Raw genomic sequence first — 19110 nt, forward strand, 5'->3', positions numbered from 1 at the left:
CAGCCGATACGGTTGAGGTCGGTGTAGACGTACCCGGGCGCGAGGGTTGAGCCCGAGCAAGCCCATATGCCGTCACGGACCCGTTCGTTGTACCACGAACCCTGGCCGTTGCAGCCGATACGGTTGAGGTCGGTGTAGACGTACCCGGGCGCGAGGGTTGAGCCCGAGCAAGCCCATATGCCGTCACGGACGGGCTCCTGGTACCAGGCGCCCATGCCGTTGCAGCCGTTACGGTTGTAGTCGGTGGTGACGTACAGGGGCGGAACGGGCGTCCCGGAGCAGGCCCACCCGGCTGCCGCGGCCTGCGACCCCCGTTCCGCAGCGGCGGCCGTCCCCGCCGTACCGGCGAGCATCGCGGTGGCAATCAGCGCGATCGCTCCGATCACCGCCGCGATTCTGCCTCTGGCGACCGCCACCCCCATACGTCTTCTCCCCACCCCGCGGAAGGCGCCGGCCGATTCACAGCTCTGCGCCCGCCCTAACACACCATGCTGCCTCGACTGCCATTCTCCGATGCTCATGCATACCCTCCCTGTAAGGACGGCGGCTTATGCCGCTGTCATGACGGGCAGAACGTAGCAACTCAAGGCCACTTCTTGACAGTGTTCGCACGCATGAAGCATTACCAATGCGTGCGCCTTGAGAGGGCCCCGGCCGCGCCGATGGCGCACGGCGGGGGCGCAGCGGGAGCTACTGCAACTCACCGTCGCAGTCCGGCAGCTTGGAGGTCCGCTCGGCGCGGCCGCCCACCAGTGATCGTCACCCCCGGCGCCACCGCCCGCCTGACGATCGCCGACCCGTTAAGACGTCGTTTTTCTTGGGGGTTGCAGTCGTTGAACGGTTCCCTGGACGTAAGACCGGCACGATCGGACACACCGCCCGCCCCCCTGCCCGGACAAGCCTCCCGGCTGCTGACGGATCACATCACCGGCGCCATGTTCGACCTCGAAGATGGCATTCGCGACCGGCGCCGCCTCAGGCGTCGGTCCCCCGGCTTCGCGGAGGGGGCGGCGCTCACCTCCGCGGTACGGTTTCTTGCAGCGCACCTGGACTGGGCGCTGACCGACCACCCGGCGGCCGCCGAGATCCATGACCGCCTCTCGGCCAATCCCGCCGCCCAGATCCACACCTGGCATGCTGCCGCTACTCGATTCACGGGGCGGGATCCGGGAGCCGAGCGCTACTCCGCGCCCTGCCCGTCGAGGATTTCGCCCCCGCAATGCTGGCCCAGCTGCTGACCTTCCCTCCCCCTATGCCTACGTCGTATGCCCCCGGCCCTCGGCCGCCACAAGGACGTCCGCCGGTCTACAGGCAACACTGACGAAGCGCTTGCCGCAGGCGAACCGTTGTACGACGCTATCCCGGCGCTGACCGACGTCGACCACACGCTCGCCACCTCCCTGCGCTCTGACTCACTGCAAAGGGGCTCTGATCAATGGGCATCTACGGTCAGGACTGGGCCTCGTACCAGTCGTCAACCCCCGACACGACGGGGCTCAGCTTCGCCTTCGTCAAAATCACCGAAGGGCTCTCCTACATCAACCCGAAGTGGGTGAGGCAGCGTGACCACGCCAAGGCCCACGGCCTCGTGTGGGGCGCTTACCACTACCCCCATATGGCCAACGCTCCTCGTGCGGAGGCCGACTACTTCCTCGCCCAAGTGGCCTGGAAGCCGGGGGACATCATCGTCCTCGACTGGGAAGGCTACGACGACGCGAACCGGAACGTTCCCCGCAGGACCCAGGCTGCCTACAAGGAGGAATGGCTCCGCTACGTCAAGGGGAGAATGCCGCACCACCCTGTCGGCATGTACGCCAATCTCGACTACTGGCGCAACGTCGATACCACTTCGTACTGCGCAGACTTCCTCTGGATCGCCACAGCCGGCCGCGTCGCAGGCGACCCGGGAATTCAAGCAGCCTGGCTGTTCCATCAGTATTCGGATTCCGGTGTGGACCGCGACTACTGCCACCTCGGGAGTCGGACAGCGCTGCGCGACTGGGCCCTGGCGTTTCAGCCGACGCCGCCCACACCCCCTTCTCCTGCACCCCGATACACGGAGGACGACATGCTCGCCTACTTCAACGTGCCCCGGGACGACGACTTCGACCTGCCCGTCGAGCCCGCCGGCACGCTCACGGCGCCGCAGGGCGGAACCCGCAACGGGCCGCTCTGGCTCATCCTCGCCCCGCAGGGCGCAGACGCGCAGGTGACCATCACCCTCCACCACGAAGACGGCGCATGGGACGCCCCCGCCAGGCCGTTCACCCTGACCGTTACGGGCAGCAAGTACGTCCTCCCTCTACCGGCGGGCACGAACGTCGACAAGGTCCGTATCCACTCCACCACACCGCTGGTCGGCTATGTCACCGGCCGCCAGGTCGCCTGACCGGTCCTGTGGTGGCCCGACAGCGCTCGATCGCGGTGGCGGGCCCCAAGGGTCAGACGGCGGGCTGGGGCTGGGGGGCGGCGGCCGCCTGGGTGGGCTGGGCGAACTGGGTGCGGTGGAGTTCCTCGTAGCGGCCGCCGGCGGCGAGGAGGTCGGTGTGGGTGCCGCGTTCGACGATGCGGCCGTCTTCGAGGACCAGGATGAGGTCGGCCGCGCGCACGGTGGACAGGCGGTGGGCGATCACGACGGCGGTGCGGCCTTCGAGGGCCTCGTCGAGTGCTTCCTGGACGGCGGCTTCGGAGGTGGAGTCGAGGTGGGCGGTGGCTTCGTCGAGGATGACCACGCGCTGGCGGGCCAGGAGCAGGCGGGCGATGGTCAGGCGCTGGCGTTCGCCGCCGGAGAAGCGGTAGCCGCGTTCGCCGACGACCGTCTCCAGCTGGTCGGGCAGCGCTGCCACCAGCGCATCGAGGCGGGCGCGGCGCAGGGCGTCCCAGATCTCCTCCTCGCTCGCCTCGGGGCGGGCCAGGAGCAGGTTGGCGCGGACGGTGTCGTGGAAGAGGTGGCCGTCCTGGGTGACCATGCCCACGGTTTCGCGCAGGGAGGCGGCGCTCAGGTCGCGGACGTCGATGCCGCCCACGCGCACGGCTCCGGCGTCGGCGTCGTAGAGGCGGGGCAGGAGCTGGGCGATCGTCGATTTTCCGGCGCCGGAGGAGCCGACCAGGGCGACCATCTGGCCGGGTTCGGCGCGGAAGGAGATGTGGTGCAGGACGGGGGTGCCGCCGCGGGTGTCGAGGGTGGCGACGTCCTCGAGAGAGGCGAGGGAGACCTTGTCGGCGGCGGGGTAGGCGAAGTCGACGCTGTCGAACTCCACGGACACCGGCCCGTCGGGCACGGTCGCGGGGTGCGGCCTTTCGGTGATCAGCGGCTTGAGGTCGAGGATCTCGAAGACCCTCTCGAAGCTGACCAGGGCGCTCATCACCTCGACGCGGGCGCCGGCGAGGGCGGTCAGCGGGGCGTAGAGGCGGGTCAGGAGCAGGGCGAGCGCGACGACGGCTCCGGCCTGCAGGTGGCCGCGCAGGGCGTAGAAGCCGCCCAGTCCGTAGACCAGGGCCAGGGCCAGGGCGGAGACGAGGGTGAGGGCGGTGATGAACACCGACTGGGTCATGGCGGTGCGGATGCCGATGTCGCGGACGCGGCGGGCACGGGCGGCGAATTCGGCTGATTCGTCGGCGGGGCGGCCGAAGAGTTTGACGAGGGTGGCGCCGGGGGCGGAGAACCGCTCGGTCATCTGGGTGCTCATGTCGGCGTTGTGACGGGCCGCCTCGCGCTGGAGGGCGGCCATGCGCGAGCCCATGCGGCGGGCGGGCACGACGAAGACGGGCAGCAGGAGGAGCGCGAGGAGCGTGATCTGCCACGAGATGCCGAGCATCACGACGAGGGTCAGCAGCAGGGTGACGAGGTTGGAGACGACGCCGGAGAGGGTGTTGCTGAACGCGCGCTGCGCGCCGATGACGTCGTTGTTGAGGCGGCTGACCAGGGCCCCGGTGCGGGTGCGGGTGAAGAAGGCGACGGGCATCTTCTGGACGTGGTCGAAGACCGCGGTGCGCAGGTCGAGGATGAGCCCCTCGCCCAGGGTGGCCGACAGCCGTCGGGTCAGCAGCGCCAGGCCCGCCTCCGCCACGGCGATCACGGCGATGAGGACGGCGAGGCGGGTGACCGCGCCGGCGTCCTCACTCTTGACGATGGCGTCGACGACGCGGCCGGCCAGGATGGGGGTCGCCACCGCCAGGAGCGCGGTGACCACGCTGGCCAGCAGGAACCAGCCCAGCTGCCGGCGGTGCGGCCGCGCGAACGCGGCGATTCGGGCCACGCTCGCCCGCGAGAAGGGCCGCCGGTCCTGCTGGGCGTTCATCGCACTGTGCAGCGATGTCCACGCGGTGACTTCCATGTCCACGGGGTTCCTCCGGGTTCTCGGTTCACCCTGAACGTTAGAACCTCAACCATGCTTGAGATCAAGTGGCGATGCCGTCCCGACGGCCGGCCGTCGGGACGGGACACCATTGCCGGCGCGATCCGGACACGTCGGCGGATCGACAGGGCCCCGCAGCAGAAGAGCGAACGGCCGCCCGGCGCGGTGTGCGTTCCTCGCTCTCTCCGGCCTCGCGACCGTTCCTGCCTGCGATGATCACCGAACGCACACTTCCTGCCACACTCCGACAAGAAGAGGCTCAAAACCGCCTAAATCCCGTGTTTATCGGCTATTCGGTCGGGGATTGATCACTCGCTCTCAAGATTGCTCACGACGACGCCGTCGCAACAGCACCATTCCGGCCGCGACGTCCCAGCCACCCCAGACAGGAACCCGACGCATGCTGCCCTCCATGTCCCGCCCCGACCGCGAACGCTTCCTCGCCGAACCGCGCGTCGGCGTCCTGGGGGTCACCGACTCCCGGGGCGGCGACCGCGCGCCCCTGATCGTGCCGGTGTGGTACGGCTACGAGCCCGGGGGCGACGTCGTCGTCCAGATGGGCCGGGAGACGATCAAGGCGCGGCTCCTGCGCGCCGCCGGCCGGTTCAGCCTCTGCGCGCAGGACGAGGGCCGGCCGTACCGCTACGTCAGCGTCGAGGGGCCCGTCACGGCGATCGAGGACCCGGTCGACCCGGCGGTGCGCGAGGCACTGACCCGGCGGTACCTGGACCCCGAGGAGGCGGACGCCTACCTGGCGGCGACCTCCGACCAGCTCAAGGACGACGTCGTCTTCCGCATGCGCCCGCAGCACTGGCGCAGTGCCGACTTCGCCGCCTTCGCGGCGGACTTCGCCGAAGCGGGCGCCGGCCAGGACGGCAGCGCCGGCTGAGCGCCGGCACATCATCCCCACCGCCGTACCGCGCACACGGCGCGTACCGCACACCCCGTGCGCACCGCACCAAAACCGCTCAAGCAAGAAGGACCTGATGACCGACACCGACGTTTCGTCACGCCTGCTGTTACCCCGTTCGCCGGCCCCGGCTGCCGGCCCGTCGCCGACGGCGTCCGGCGCGACCGCGCCCGCGACCGGCTATCCCCGGGACAGGCTCATCCCCGAGCTGTTCGAGGCGCAGGCCGCGGCGCGGCCCGACGCGCCGGCGGCCCGGCACGGGGAGCGCACCGTGACGTACGGGCAACTCGACGCCCACGCCGACGCCCTGGCGGCGCGCCTGCTCGCACGCGGCGTCCGGCCCGGTGACCTCATCGGCGTGTGCGGCAGCCGCTCGCTGGAGGCGCTGGTGGCGCTGCTGGGCATACTCAAGGCCGGCTGCGCGTACGTACCGCTCGACGACGACCTTCCGCCGGCCCGCCTGCGGGCCATGGCCGAGGACGCGGGGCTGAGCGCCGCCGTCACTCTGCCGGGCAGTACGCGCCGCGTGCGAGGTCTACGCGCGTCAGTCGAGGTCGGTTCCCTCAACCACCCTCCCGGCAACGGCTCCGCGCCTCACGCCGACAACGTTGCCACTGGCGCCGACCACCCCCGTACCGGCTCCGCGGCCGACTGCGCCTACGTGGTCTTCACGTCCGGTACGACCGGCCGCCCGAAGCCCGTCGCGATACCCCACCGGGGCGTGGTGCGCCTCGTGCTGTCCGACGCCGAGCTGGCCGCGCCCGCCCCGGGCGACGGGGTGCTGCACGCCTACGGGCTGTCGTCCGACGCCTCGACGATCGAGATCTGGGGCGCGCTGCTCACCGGCGCCTGCCTGGTCATCGCCGACCGGGAAGAGCTGCTCTCGCCCCTCGCCCTTGAGCAGCTCTTCCGCACGCAGGGCGTCACCGTGGCGTACCTGACGACGAGCGTCTTCCACCTCCTCGCCCGCACCCGCCCCGAGGCGCTGTCCACCCTGCGCTTCGTCTCCGCCGGCGGGGAGGCCATGGACCCGCACCTCGCGAACGCCGTCCTCGCGGCCTGCCCCGGCACCACGGTGGTCAACTTCTACGGCCCGACCGAGAACTCCGTGGTCTCCACCGCCCATGTGCTGAGCACGCTGCCCGAGGACGCCACGCACGTTCCCCTGGGCCGCCCCTTCGGCGCCTCCACCTGCCACGTCCTGCGCGCCGACGGCTCGGTCGCGGAGCCGGGCGAGGAAGGGGAGCTGTACGTCGGCGGCGACGGACTGGCCCTGGGATACCTCGGCGACCCCCGGCTGACCTCCGACCGCTTCGTCCCGCTGCCCGCCGTGGAACCGGGCGGGCTGCTGTACCGGACCGGCGACCGGGTCGTACGGACCGACGACGGCCTGCTGGAGTACCGCGGCCGCCTGGACCGCCAGGTCAAGCTGCGCGGCGCGCGCGTCGAGCTCGACGAGGTGGAAGCCCGATTACGGGCCTACCCCGAGGTCGGCGAGGCCGTCGTCGAGGTCGAGTCGGGTGCCCTGACCGCCTACGTCACCGCCGCCGTACCCGGCCGCCCCCTGCCGCTGCCCGAGCTGCGCGCGTACTGCGCGCAGTGGCTGCCTCCGCAGGCCGTCCCGGTCCTGGTGCCGATGGACCACTTCCCGGTGACCAGCGGCGGCAAGGTCGACCGCGCCCGCCTGAAGTCCGCCGCGCCGCTGACCGGCCGCGACGACGACATGGAGGTGGCGGAGACGGAAGAGCCGAAGGTCGAGGGCCTGCTCGACGTCCTCACCGAGGTGTGGCAGCGGGTGCTGCGCGTACGCCCCACGCCCCAGGACGACTTCTTCCTCCTCGGCGGCGACTCCCTGCTCGCCTCGGAGGCCGTCACCCGCACCCTCGCTGTGCTGAGCCTCGACGCCGCCCTGGGCTCCACCCTCATCAGGGCCCTGCTGGCCGCGCCCACCCTCGAGGGCTTCACCGCCGCCGTACGCGAGGCCCGGGGCGGCTTCGGCCGGGCGGACGACGCGGAACCGGCCGTCGACTTCGCCGCCGAGACCGAGCTCGGCTTCGACCTCCCGCCCGCCGAAGGCCCGGCACCGCACCCGCACGACCCGAAGGACGTGCTGCTCACGGGCGCTTCCGGGTTCGTCGGGGTGTTCCTGCTGCACCGTCTGCTGCGCTCGACGGCCGCCCGCGTCCACTGCCCCGTACGGGCGACGAGCCCGGCGCACGCCGAGCAGCGGGTGCGTACCGCGCTCGCCCGCTACGGGCTGCACCTCGACGAGGCCGAGTGGCGGCGCGTCGAGTGCTTCCCCGGGGACCTCACCGAGCCGGGGCTGGGTCTGTCGGCCGAGCACGCCGCCGAACTGGCCCGCCGGATGGACCTGATCGTGCACAACGGCGCCCGGGTCAACTTCCTCTACCCGTACGAGCAGCTGCGGCCGGCCAACGTCGACGGAACCCGGGAGGTCATCCGGATCGCGGCGCCCCGCCGGGTCCCGGTGCACTTCGTCTCGACCGTCGCCGTCGTCGCCGGGTTCGGCACCGCCGGGGTGCGCGAGGTGGACGAGGACCTGCCGCTGGCCCACGCGGACGGGCTCACCATGGGCTACGCCGAGAGCAAGTGGGTCGCCGAGGGCGTGCTGCAGCAAGCCGCCGCACAGGGCCTGCCGGTGGCCGTGTACCGGCCGTACGAGGTGACGGGCGACCGGGCGACCGGCGCGTGCAACACCGAGACGGCCATCTGCTCGCTGTTCAAGACGGTCGCCGAAACGGGGCTGGCCCCCGACATCGAGCTGCCGATGGACTTCGTCCCCGTCGACCACCTCGCCGAGTCCCTGGTCCACATCGCCACGCACCAGCCTGCCGACGGCCGGGTCTACCACGTCACCAACCCCCGCCCGGCGATGTTCTCGGACGTCCTCGACCGGATGCGTGCGGCGGGCTTCACCCTGCGCACGCTGCCGTACGACCGTTGGGTCGGCGAGCTGGTGCGTCACGTCGCCGAGAACCCGACGAGCGCCACGGCGCCGTTCGTGTCCCTGTGCGTCGACCGCAGCCGCAACGCCGACATGTCCGTCAAGGAGATGTACCTCAAGGACGTCTTCCCGGTGCTGGGCCGGCGCAACGCCGAGGAAGCGCTGACCGGCAGCGGACTGCACTGCCCGCCGGTCGACTCCGCGCTGCTGGACCGCTACCTGGACTACTTCTTCGCCTCCGGCTACATCGCACGCCCCACGCACACGCCGGGTCGCGGCACGCCGCGCACCGCGGCGGCGGGATCGGAGCACGCCGCATGAACCACCCCGAAGACGTCATCCCCGTCCCGGAGGTCGAGCCCGGCACCGCCGGACCGCCGTGCGCCTACGCCCGTCTGCGCGCCGAACAGCCCGTCGTCAAGGCGCTGCTCCCCAACGGCGAGACGGGCTGGTTGATCAGCCGCTACGAGGACGCGCGCGCCGCGTTCGCCGACCCCCGGCTCGTCCGGCCGCTGCTGTCGGCCTGGCCGCCCCGCGAAGGGGACGACGCCCCGCCGCCGGCCCTGCCGACCTTCCTGGAGATGACGGGCGGGCACCACGAGCGCGTACGCCGCACCGTGCTGCCGATGTTCGGCCGGAGCCGGCTGAAGTTCATGGAGCCCCGGATCCGGGCGATGGCCGGGGAGCTCATCGACGCGATGGTGGCCGGTGCCGAAGCCGGGGACGGCACGGCGGACCTCGTCGCCGCCTACGCCGACCCGCTGCCGCTGCGCGTGCTGTGCGAGACGACCGGGCTGCCGTACGAGGACCGTGAGATCTATCTGCCGCACACCCTCGCGCTCCTCGGCGCCGCCGGGCTGACGATGGAGGAGGTGCTCGCGGCGCTGTACGCCCTGCAGGACTACGCCGACGGGCTCATCTCCCTCAGGGAGAAGGACAGCGAGGGCGAGGACTACATCCGTCTGCTGCTGGCCGAGACCCGCCGCCCGGGCAGCGAGCTGGTCCGGGACGACGTCGTCAGCTTCGTCGTCACCATGCTCATGGCCGGCTACAAGACCAACATCCAGCACACGAGCAACGCGCTGCTGGTGCTGCTCACCCACCCCGAGCAGCTGCGGAGGCTGCGCGAGGCGCCCGAGGGGATCGGCACGGCGGTCGATGAGCTGCTGCGCTACGTCCCGCTGATGAACGCCATCAACATCCTCGTCGCGACGGAGGACCTCACCCTGCAGGGGCAGCACATCCGTGCCGGTGACGCGGTGATCCCGGTGCCGGCGTCCGCCAACCGCGACCCGCAGGCGTTCGCCGATCCCGACCGCCTCGATCTGACCCGGACCCCCAACGCGCACGTCGCGTTCGGGCACGGCCCGCACGCGTGCACGGGCGGGCACCTGACCCGCATGCAGCTCGCCATCACGATCGAGGTGCTGCTCGAACGACTGCCCGATATCGAGCTCGCGGTGCCGGCGGAGACCATCCCTTGGGACGAGTCGACCCCGCTGCGCGCACCTGCCCGGCTGCCCGTGCGCTGGTGAGACCCGGCGCCGCCGACGCACCCCTGCGCAACCCCAGCAACTTCTGCAACCCCTGCAAGACCGCACACGCACACGCACCCATGAAAGAGGCCCGCACCCCGTGACCGCACCCCAAGCACCGGCGTCCTCCGAGGAAGCCCCGAACGAAGAGCCGCTCCCGCATTACCCCTTCAGTACCCGGGGCGACCGGCTCGCCCCCGAACTCGCCGAGCTGCGCGGCCGCTGCCCCGTGGCCCGGGTGAGCACCAACTCAGGCGACGAGGCGTGGCTGGTCACCGGCTACGAGCTGACGCAGCGCGTGCTGCGCGACCGCGCCTTCGCCCGCTCGGTGCTGGCCGAGGCGGACAGCCCGGGGCAGGACGCCCCGATCCTGGCGCCCGAACTGCTCGACGCCATGAACCACCTGCAGAAGGCCGGCCTGCGGGACGAGGTGCTCAAGGCCCTCGGCCGCAACCAGCCCGAACTGCCCGCCGACTGGGTCGAGACCGTCACCCGCGAGGGCCTGGAGGCGATGGTCCGGGAGGGCAGCTCCGGCGACCTGCAGCGCCACTTCGCGGAGTGGGTCGCCGGGCAGTGCATGTGCCGGCTGCTCGGCCTGCCCTTCGAGGACCACGCCTGGCTCGCCGTACGCGCCGACCTGGACCTGACCATGGTCACGCCCACGCACGAGGAACTCGCCCGCAACTGGGAGGAGATCCGCGTGTACATGCACGAGCACATGTCGGCTCGCCGCCCCGGCGAGCCGCGCGGCCTGGCGGACCGCCTCGCGGACCTCAACGCCGAGCACCAGGGGCTGACGGACGAGCAGCTGTCGAACATCGTGTCCGTCCTCTTCGTCAGCGGCTACGAGGACTTCGCGAGCTTCCTCGGAGTGGCGGCGTTCAACCTCCTCCAGAGGCCCGACGTGATGGACGCGGTGCAGGCCCGTCCGGAGACGATGCCGCAGTGCGTCGAAGAGCTCCTGCGCTGCAGCGTCGTCCTGGGGAACGCGATCCCCCGCTTCGTCACCAGGGACACGGAACTCGGATCGGCGCAGGTGAAGGAGGGCGACATGATCCTGCTCTCCCTGGACGCGGTCAATTACGACCCCGCCGCGTTCTCCGACCCCGAGACCTTCGATCCCGCCCGCTCCCCCAACCCGCACCTGCGCTTCGGCTACGGCCGCCACCACTGCCCCGGCGCGCACCTGGTCCGCCGGCAGTCGGACGTCGCCTTCCGCGTCCTCCTGGACCGACTCCCCGGAATCCGCCTCGCCGTGCCACCCGCGGAGGTTCCGTGGCACCCCAACCGCATGGCCATCATGCCGGCCGGGCTGCCTGTGACCTGGTGAGTTTCGCGGGCGCGGTAGCCCGCATGTCCGGATGTGACAGACAGCCGTCATTGCGGTCACGGGGGGCCGGGGTGAGGATGAGCTCATGCCCCTTTCGCACCGTGTCGTCATCGTGGTCTTCCCCGATGTCGACCTCCTCGACGTCACCGGCCCGGCCGAGGTCTTCGCGCTGGCCAACCGGGAGACCGCGGGCCGCGCCGGCTACCAGGTCCGCCTCGCCGGGCCGGTCGCCGGCGAGGTGCGGACGTCGGCGGGCGTGCGGCTGCTGGCCGATCTGGCCTTCGACGAGGTCGGCGGGCAGGTGGACACTCTGCTGGTGCCCGGTGCGGTCGACATGACCGAGGACGGCCCCTCGGCCAGGATCGACACCGATGTCGTGGCATGGGTGAAGGAAGCCGCCACGCATGCCCGGCGGGTGGCGTCGGTGTGCGTGGGTGCGCACGTACTGGCGGCGGCCGGGCTGCTGGACGGGAAAACGGCGACCACGCACTGGTCGACGGCCGCCCAGCTCGCCGCCGACCACCCCGCTGTCACGGTGGACCCGGATCCCATCTTCGTACGCACCGACCACGGCCGGCTGTGGACGGGTGCCGGAATCAGCGCCTGCCTGGACCTCGCGCTCGCCCTGGTGGCCGAGGACCTGGGCGAGGACGTGGCCCTGGCGGTGGCCCGACAGCTGGTGATGTACCTCAAGCGGCAGGGCGGGCAGAGCCAGTTCTCCGTGCCGCTCAGCCGGCCCGCCTCCGCCCGCCGTGACATCGACGAGCTGCGGCTGTGGATCGCCGACCATCTCGACGAGGACCTGTCCGCGGGGGTGCTGGCGGCCCGGATGTGCCTGAGCGAGCGCCACTTCGCCCGGGTCTTCACGCAGGAGACCGGCGTCGGCCCCGCCGCTTACGTCGAAGCCGCCCGGGTCGAAGTGGCCCGGCGCCTGCTGGAGACCAACGACAGCCCGCTCGATCAGGTCGCGGCCGCGGCCGGGCTCGGCTCCGTGGAGTCCCTGCACCGGGCGTTCAAACGGCAGCTCGCCATCACCCCTGCCGCCTACCGCCGCCGCTTCCGCACCCGGACCGCCTGACCCTCTGCCCCACCGATATCCCCCTGCGAAGGCAAGGCGGGCGGCTCCGCCATGCCTCGTTCCCTCATGAAAGGTGCCCCATGAGCAGCAATCAGCCCTCCGCGACCCTGCGCGACGTCATCGGCCTGGACAACCAGCCGCCCAAGCTGAGCGACTCCGTTCTGATCATGATCGACTTCCAGAACACCTACCGCAGCGGTGTCATGGCCCTGGAAGGCGCCGAGGAAGCGCTCGCAGCCGGCGCCCGTCTCCTGGAGCGCGCACGCGCCGCGGGCATCCCTGTCATCCACATCATCAACGACGGCGGCGAGAACACCCCCTATGACATCCGCGCCCGCATCGGCGCCATCAGCGACGAAGTCGCCCCGGCGGACGGCGAGGCAGTCGTGGTCAAGCAGTTCCCCAACGCCTTCCACCTCACCGAACTGGAGAAGACCCTGACCGGCCTGGGCGCCGCCCCGGGCAGCGGCAAGGACCTGGTCATCGGCGGCTTCATGACCCACATGTGCGTCAGCTGCACGGCGCAGGGGGCCTTCAACCTCGGCTACCGCCCCACCGTCGTCGCCGAGGCCACCGCCACGCGCGCCCTCGCCACACCCGACGGCACACCCCTGCCGGCCGCCACCCTCCAGGCGGCCGCCCTGACCACCATCACCGACCTGTTCGGCACCGTCGTCCCCACCGTCGACGCCCTCCCTGCCTGATTCCCCCCATCCCCCCTCGCCGACCCGCGCAGGTGTCCCCGTGCCGGGCGGGGCGCCCGGCGCAGGGGGCCCGTGCCGCTGATCACGGGACCCCTGCCGGTCACGAGGTCAGCATCCGCCTCCGTTGACGCCGTCGATCCGGCCGCCGAAGTCGCCCCGGTAGGTGCGGCGCCAGTCGCCGGTGTGCACCTGGCGCGTCTCCTTCGGGCTCCAGTTGATGAAGCAGGCGTCGGTGCTCGCCACGAAAGAGCCCACCTTGTCGTGGAGTGATGGCGGCAGGTCGCGGTAGCCGCTGTTGGCCGTCCACTCCCAGCTGCTGCCGCTGAAGTCCGTTCCGCTGAAGAAGCAGACCGAGCCGCCCGGACATGGTGGTGGGCCGGCGGGCGGGGCCGCCATGGCGTTCGTGGCCGGCATGAGCACGGCGGTCAGGGACAGCGCGGCGGCGAAGGACCATGTGCGCGGTGTGATGCCGATGCTCCGCAGACGGTTGCTGATCATTCTCATGTTCTTCCCTTCTGACGGCGGCTCACCGAGGAGCCGCTGGTGACGGAACCGTCCGCGGGGGACGACGGGTGGCCTGGGGTCCACCCGTCACCACGGACAGCAACATCCTCCACACCCTCGGTGATGCCTGCGAAGGGCTTCGAGCGTGATCGAAGGGCCGCGCCGCGGGCGCCGGCCCGGCCCCGCCGTCAGCGGCGGAGCTTGATCCGGTACACACGTCGCAGGTCAGGATGCTCGGCCAGGCACCAGAGCCTGCCGGCGTCGTAGCTGAGGTCCTCGGGCCCGATGGCGAGCGTTCCGCTCCTTGCCGGGCTGCCCGTCCGGCCCTTGTGCAGCCACAGCTGTCCTGCCCTCGGGGCGAATCCTCTGCCGTCGTCGGGGCCTTTCGTGCCGCGGTCGTTGGCGGCGTAGTAGGCGTCGTTGCCCACGGCGACCGCCCCCTGGACGTAGGGCTTGGACGTCCAGTTCTCGTCGGACCGCCCGTCGGCCAGGTAGCCGGACGGGCCCAGGCTCCAGCGCACGACCCTTCCCACCCGGTCCTCCTGGAACTCGCTGACGACGAGGGAGCGGGGTTCGTTGCGGCGCGTGCGGTCCAGCGACAGCTGAGAGTGCCGCAGCGTGCTGCCGCCTTGGTTCTCGTACAGGTGGTGCAGCGGCAGGACGTAGTCGTAGCCGAAGGCTTTGCGCTTGTCCGCTCCCGCCACCTTGACCATCCTGCTGAGGTCGAAGGCGCTGACCCCACCCTGCTTGAAGGGGGCGAGCCGGCCGGGCAGGTTGGCGACGTAGAGGAAATCGCCGACCCAGGCCACGCCACCGGCGTGCATGATCACCGGATTGAAGGTGGCGGTGTCCGAGTCGTGCAGCTGGACGGGCTCGACCAGCAGCACGTGCTGGTAGCGCGGCCGCTGAGGATCTCCGGTCACGTCGATGAAACTGATGCGGGCGCCCCGGGACTCGTAGTCCCCGTAGCCGTACCAGCTGACCGCGACGACCTTCTTGCCGCCCACGGTGCCGCCGTAGCCGTCGACGCTGGTGCTGATTCCCTGCGGATACCACTGGGCGGTCTCACCGTCCAGCTTGCCGTGCGGGTCCTTGGTGTCCGGGTCCCAGGAGAAGCCGTAGTCGAAACCGGTCGGCTTGACGCCCTCGCCGGGCCCGTCACGCCAGTCGCCCACGGGGCCACCGGCGCGCTTGGGCTGGCGCAGCACGTCCCTGACCAGGTCGGCGTGTTGGAGGCGGCGGCGGAGGGTGTCCGCCGCGGCGGACCAGTTGCGGTGGTACTCGGACGGGCTCAGCCGCATCGCGAGGGCGAAGCCGCCGGGCGCGGCGTGTGCCGTGGACGGTACGAGCAGGCCGCCGGCGGTTGCTGCCAGGGGCGCTGCGGCCAGGCCGCGCAGGATCGTTCTTCGCGTGGTGTCCATGGCGAGGCACCGTAGGGGCGGAGCCCGTCATTCGGTACGGGTGTGACGTCGGTGACGGCAAGCCCGGTGCTTCCTCCCTGACTACTCACCGCCGCCGGTCGCCCGCTGCGTGGGCGGAGGTTTCAGCGGTGGGACCTGGTAACCACACAGGAGCATGAGACCTCTCAGGTCCGTGCTCGCCAGTGCCACTGGGGTGGTCAACTCGGCCAATACATCCGGACCGGACCCCAGGACCTCGTTCGAGCGTTGCCCCGTCCGCGCGCGGGGAGCGCTCGTCCTCGTTGCAGCGTGTGCGCGCTGTGACCGCGCGTCCCGCAGCGCTCAGAGCGTGAGGGCGGCGCATGGGAGTGTGGGGCGCAGTGGTGGCGGATTACGCAGGAGCCGTGGGTGGAGCAGCCTGGCGGAAGACGACAGCGGTGCCGAGCGCGGAGTCGGCCGGTACGAAGAGGTCGCCGGACGGGTTCTCGCGCGGAGCGAGTCCGTTGCGGCGCAGCAGGCCGTGGGTGTGGGCCAGGTCGCGTACGGCGACGGTGTAGCCGGCGAGCGCCGGGAGTGCAGCGGGCCGTTCCCCCGGCAGGAGGGCCGCGAGGCCGGAGGCGGGCACGAGGGTCAGGGCGGCACCGTCGAGGTCGAGGACCCGGGCCGGTCCCTTGGGCCGTGCCGGTCGGCCGAGGTAGGTCTCGTACCGCTGCTGGACTGCGGCCAGTTCCTGATCGGCGACGCAGAGCACGGCCTCGACGAGATCGACGGCGCCGTTGGGGTGGCCGGGGTGGCGCGCGCCTTGGACGTCCGGGTCCAGGTCGGCGACGATGCCGACCCGGCCCTCGGCGACGGAACCCGGCCTGGCGTCGGGCTCGTCGCCGTCGATCTCCAGGTAGCGGACGGTCTCCACCGGCGTTGCGGCGCCCGGCGGCGCGGCACGCCGCACGGTGTTCACCCCGCCGTGGCGCACGCCGGCCGCGATCAGCCTCGCGGCGGTGGCGTCGATGTCCGGCGAGGAGAACATGAGGATGTGCAGGCCCTCGAAGCGGTTCAGGAACGCCGAGAGGTTGGCGGTGGTCTCGCTGATCCGTTCCACGAGCCGGGGCAACAGCTCGGCCGGCGCCTGCAGCGGCACGAGGCGCGTGCCCGGTGGCAGGCGGTCGGTGTCGCCGACCTTGACGCACGTCGCGAGCTCCAGAAAGGAACGCGGGAAGTCGGCGTGGGTGTTGGCGGCGCCGAAGGGCTCGGGTGCAGCGCCTTCGCGGAGGGACATCGCGGGGCAGCTGGGCGGTGGTACGACGAAGCCCAGCCGCTCGTAAAGGATGAGTGCCTGCGCCACGTCGTCGACGATGTGGCCGACGTGGTGCAGGCGGGTGATGTCGTACCCCATGGCCGTCACCGTAGGGAGGGCCGGGCCCCGGGGTCAATCCGCGAGACGCTCTCGCTCGTTCAGGTGACAACCGGGGCGGACGCGCGGCTGTCCGCCGGGGCCGCCGCCGGCACCTTTGTGATCCGTCGTTGGCCGGGCACGGGCCGTCCGGGCCGCAGCCGGCCGATCCGGTGTTGTCAGGTCATGAGCGGCAGGTCCCGCAAGGGTGGGTGCGGCGGGGGACGAGGGCGGCCGGGCGGACGAGGGCGGCGGGGTCGTCGCCCCTCCCTCCCCCGGCGCGTCGGCGCCTCCTGGCCCCCTGAGCCCTGGCCAGCGATCTTCGGTCATGTTCCCCCTCGCGCGAGCGTCGCGGCACGCCGCTCCAGGCGTGCGTGACCGGCAGTAACCAGTGCACTGCGGACCGCTCTTGGGTGCCTTTGCCCGTCACGGGCCAGTGATACGGCCTCCTACCGGGCTGTCCGGAAAGGCCCGGCGGGTGCCGGGGAGGCCGGTGTGGGTGGCCCATCATTCTGCCTCGGCCCGTCTCCGGGGGCGTTGCGGAGAAGTCGGGCGGTCCCGTACTTCTTTCGTCCCGCGGAGAGGCTTCATGCCCGTCGAGGTTGTCTTCTTCAACGTCGGTCAAGGCGACTGCACGTTCCTCCATTTCTACGAACCGGGGCCTGGGGGAACGCGCATCAGCAAACGTACGGTGCTCCTGGACTGCGGCACGTTCAGCGGCTGCGACGTTCCTCCGGGCAGGACGAGCGCGCCCGTGGCCAGCGGCACCGACAGGGCCCGTCTCCTGGCGCACCTGCGGCACGAGATAGGCACGCGCATCACTGAGAACGGGGGCGTTCTCGACGCCCTGCTGATCAGCCATCCGGACCAGGACCACTACCGGAACCTCGAAGACATCCTGTGTCACCTGGATGCCAAGACCAAGCTGCCCACGGGAAAGCTCCAGTACCAGGTGGGCCAGGTCTGGTACTCGTGCGATCCCGACAACTACCGCGAGGGCAACGCCCGGGGCGCCAAGGGAAAGGGCGGTGACGGCAAGGGGTTCGTCGGGCGGCTGCTCACCGAACCCGCTGCGTCCGCCTGTCCCGACCACCCCGCCCACAAGGTGCACAGCATGCCCTTGCGCGTGCAGTCGCCGAGCGACCCCGTGGCGCTCTTCCCCCCGAAGGTCATCGGCGCCGAGCCGGAACTCCCGAACCTCTTCCTCGTGAGTTCGCAGCCCTTCGGCCCGCATCCCGACAAGTGGTCGCCCACGGGTGCCGGCAAGTCCCCGGACGCCGGCAACAAGCTCAAGCACCCCGCCCAGGTGATTCCGCCGAGCACCCTGCCGAAGGAGGCGGAGCTCGCCAAGCTGTTGGACAGACTCCTCGACGTCAGCGATGCCGTCAAAAGCCTGCGGACCTCCACGCCGCGCACCCTCTCCGGTGACCTCCTGGAGCAGCGTCTGCTGGCCGAAGGCCGAACGGAGTTCGGCAACAGGTTCCTGAAGTCCCTTGCGTCCGACACCGAGCGGAAGGCGGCGAAGGACAAGGCCACGCTGGCCGTCCGCAACGCCGGAACGGGCGCGCCGCGCTGGCTGATCCGCTCCGCCAAGGACAGCAAGGAGGCGGCGGACCGGCAGAAGGAGTGGTTCGCTGCGGAGGGGGTGCGGAAACTCGGCAGCGACTACGTCGCGGCCGGCCACCAGAAGGAATTCGACGCGTATGTCGACAGCCTCCGGTCCACGACGTACACGATGGGCGACGACGAGTACGAGGACCATCTGGAGACCGCGGCCGTCCGCAAGGTCACGGAGGACTTCCTCGCCAAGGAGCCGTCGGGCGTGATCGACCACGTCGTCGCTCTGTACGCCGCTGACATCGCCAAGGAGCGCAAGGACAGCAACACGGCGCTCGGCCCCGTGAACGCCAAGGTCGTGGACCGGAACAAGAAGACCGATGCGGACAACACGGCCGTGGAGAAGGACGACAAGTTCGCCCCCTTGCCGACGCCACCGGCCCTCACCGGAGACGTAACGGCCGACAACACGGCCATCGGCACGTACAACGAACAGGTGCACCGGTACAACGCCGACGTCGCCGCATTCAACGACAAGCATGCCGCGGACGGCAAGCGGAAAATCCCGCTCGACACCATGAGCAAGCTCCGGCCCGTCCCGTCCGGCGACGACCTCACCGAGCTCGCCAAGGCCAAGCTCTTCGCCGAATACACCGAGGAATTACTGACCGACTACCGCAAGAAGACCCACGACCAGTGGGTGGGCGGTCACAAGACCGACTGGGCGAACGCCAGCAGCATGGTGTTCGTCCTCAAGGGAAAGCCGGGTGCGGACGGCAAGCACCAGCAGGTGTGGCTGATGGCCGACGCCGTCATGATCAACGAGGATCTGCTGCGGAGCCGGTACACGGGGGACGCCTTCGTGGACCACGCCCGCAACCGGTGGCTCAAGGTCGGGCACCACGGCAGCGGCACCTCGACGTCCGCCGCCTGGATCACGTTCCTCAAGCCCACGGGCATGTTCGTCAGCTCGGGCAAGAAGGATTACCACATCCCCAAGGCCAGCCACTTCCAGGACACGGTCATCACCGCCTGGAACAAGACCTCCCCGCCCGTCATCGCGCCGCCCGACAAGCAACCGGGCGCCACCAAGCCCGACCCCAGTCCCACCGCCCCGCAGCACGACTACGCCTACTGGCAGGACCCGGACGCGAAGAACCCGGACTTCGCCCTCGTGTGGAAGTCCACTCCGCTCGCCCTGGGCACCAGCCTGACCCCCACGGCTTCCGACAAGGCCACCGCGGCCAAGAAGCCGAAGCCGGGCCCCGGCCCGAGCGCCGCCAAGAAACGCAAACTCATGGACTTCGAAGGCCAGGGCACCGACTGGCATCTGATCCTGGACGACGCCGGAGGCTTCGAGCTGTGGCACCACTGAGGAG

General features: G+C 71.0%; 14 protein-coding genes. 9 read left to right on the forward strand and 5 right to left on the reverse strand.

What is annotated here, in order from left to right:
* The coding region (locus IE182_RS05975) for a hypothetical protein (RefSeq protein ID WP_190108567.1) at positions 1-386 on the reverse strand (386 nt) is incomplete at its 3' end.
* Between the two features lie 366 nt (positions 387-752).
* Between IE182_RS05975 and IE182_RS05980 the strand changes: the two genes are divergently transcribed.
* Both IE182_RS05980 and IE182_RS05985 read left to right on the forward strand, forming a co-directional pair.
* Positions 753-1238: a hypothetical protein gene (locus tag IE182_RS05980; RefSeq protein WP_190108568.1), complete on the forward strand. Its 486-nt coding sequence runs from the start codon at positions 753-755 to the stop codon at positions 1236-1238.
* 197 nt (positions 1239-1435) lie between these two features.
* Positions 1436-2389 (forward strand): glycoside hydrolase family 25 protein, encoded by a 954-nt coding sequence (locus tag IE182_RS05985; protein ID WP_190108569.1) that lies wholly within the window; start codon positions 1436-1438, stop codon positions 2387-2389.
* Between the two features lie 52 nt (positions 2390-2441).
* On the opposite strand, the gene IE182_RS05990 is transcribed toward IE182_RS05985, so the two are convergent.
* The gene (locus tag IE182_RS05990; protein WP_190108570.1) at positions 2442-4343 is read right to left on the reverse strand and encodes an ABC transporter ATP-binding protein; all 1902 of its coding nucleotides are present in this window, start codon (positions 4341-4343) and stop codon (positions 2442-2444) included.
* Between the two features lie 427 nt (positions 4344-4770).
* Here IE182_RS05990 and IE182_RS05995 point away from each other — a divergent pair, with 427 nt between their 5' ends.
* The 6 genes from IE182_RS05995 to IE182_RS06020 all read left to right on the forward strand — a co-directional run bounded on the left by IE182_RS05995 (position 4771) and on the right by IE182_RS06020 (position 12880).
* Positions 4771-5247, forward strand: coding sequence for a pyridoxamine 5'-phosphate oxidase family protein (locus IE182_RS05995; protein ID WP_229844609.1), 477 nt, complete (start codon positions 4771-4773; stop codon positions 5245-5247).
* A gap of 97 nt (positions 5248-5344) precedes the next feature.
* On the forward strand, positions 5345-8554 hold the full coding sequence (locus IE182_RS06000; protein ID WP_190108572.1) for a non-ribosomal peptide synthetase: 3210 nt from the start codon (positions 5345-5347) through the stop codon (positions 8552-8554).
* Positions 8551-9768 carry a cytochrome P450 family protein gene (locus IE182_RS06005; protein ID WP_190108573.1) on the forward strand — a complete coding sequence of 406 codons (1218 nt, stop codon included), beginning with the start codon at positions 8551-8553 and terminating at the stop codon, positions 9766-9768. The genes IE182_RS06000 and IE182_RS06005 overlap by 4 nt, the downstream gene beginning before the upstream one ends.
* A 100-nt stretch (positions 9769-9868) precedes the next feature.
* Positions 9869-11098 (forward strand): cytochrome P450, encoded by a 1230-nt coding sequence (locus IE182_RS06010; protein WP_190108574.1) that lies wholly within the window; start codon positions 9869-9871, stop codon positions 11096-11098.
* A gap of 85 nt (positions 11099-11183) precedes the next feature.
* A complete protein-coding gene (locus IE182_RS06015) occupies positions 11184-12176 on the forward strand; it encodes a GlxA family transcriptional regulator (protein WP_190108575.1) in 993 nt (330 codons plus the stop codon).
* A gap of 80 nt (positions 12177-12256) precedes the next feature.
* Positions 12257-12880: an isochorismatase family protein gene (locus tag IE182_RS06020; RefSeq protein WP_194548290.1), complete on the forward strand. Its 624-nt coding sequence runs from the start codon at positions 12257-12259 to the stop codon at positions 12878-12880.
* Positions 12881-12988: 108 nt separating this feature from the next.
* Here the strand turns inward: IE182_RS06020 and IE182_RS06025 are convergent, their stop codons facing one another.
* From IE182_RS06025 to IE182_RS06035, 3 genes are all read right to left on the reverse strand, one after another.
* Positions 12989-13378, reverse strand: a complete 390-nt coding sequence (locus IE182_RS06025; RefSeq protein ID WP_190108576.1) for a peptidase inhibitor family I36 protein — start codon at positions 13376-13378, stop codon at positions 12989-12991.
* Between the two features lie 194 nt (positions 13379-13572).
* Entirely contained in the window at positions 13573-14805 is a 1233-nt protein-coding gene (locus IE182_RS06030) for a hypothetical protein (protein WP_190108577.1), read from the reverse strand.
* Between the two features lie 370 nt (positions 14806-15175).
* Positions 15176-16177, reverse strand: coding sequence for a VOC family protein (locus IE182_RS06035; RefSeq protein WP_190108578.1), 1002 nt, complete (start codon positions 16175-16177; stop codon positions 15176-15178).
* A gap of 586 nt (positions 16178-16763) precedes the next feature.
* On the opposite strand from IE182_RS06035, the gene IE182_RS06040 reads away from it, so the two are divergent.
* Positions 16764-19106, forward strand: coding sequence for a ComEC/Rec2 family competence protein (locus IE182_RS06040; protein WP_190108579.1), 2343 nt, complete (start codon positions 16764-16766; stop codon positions 19104-19106).
* The last annotated feature ends 4 nt before the right edge of the window (positions 19107-19110 follow it).

The organism is Streptomyces cinnamoneus (assembly GCF_014650495.1).
In the GTDB taxonomy this organism is placed as follows: Bacteria; Actinomycetota; Actinomycetes; order Streptomycetales; family Streptomycetaceae; genus Streptomyces; species Streptomyces cinnamoneus.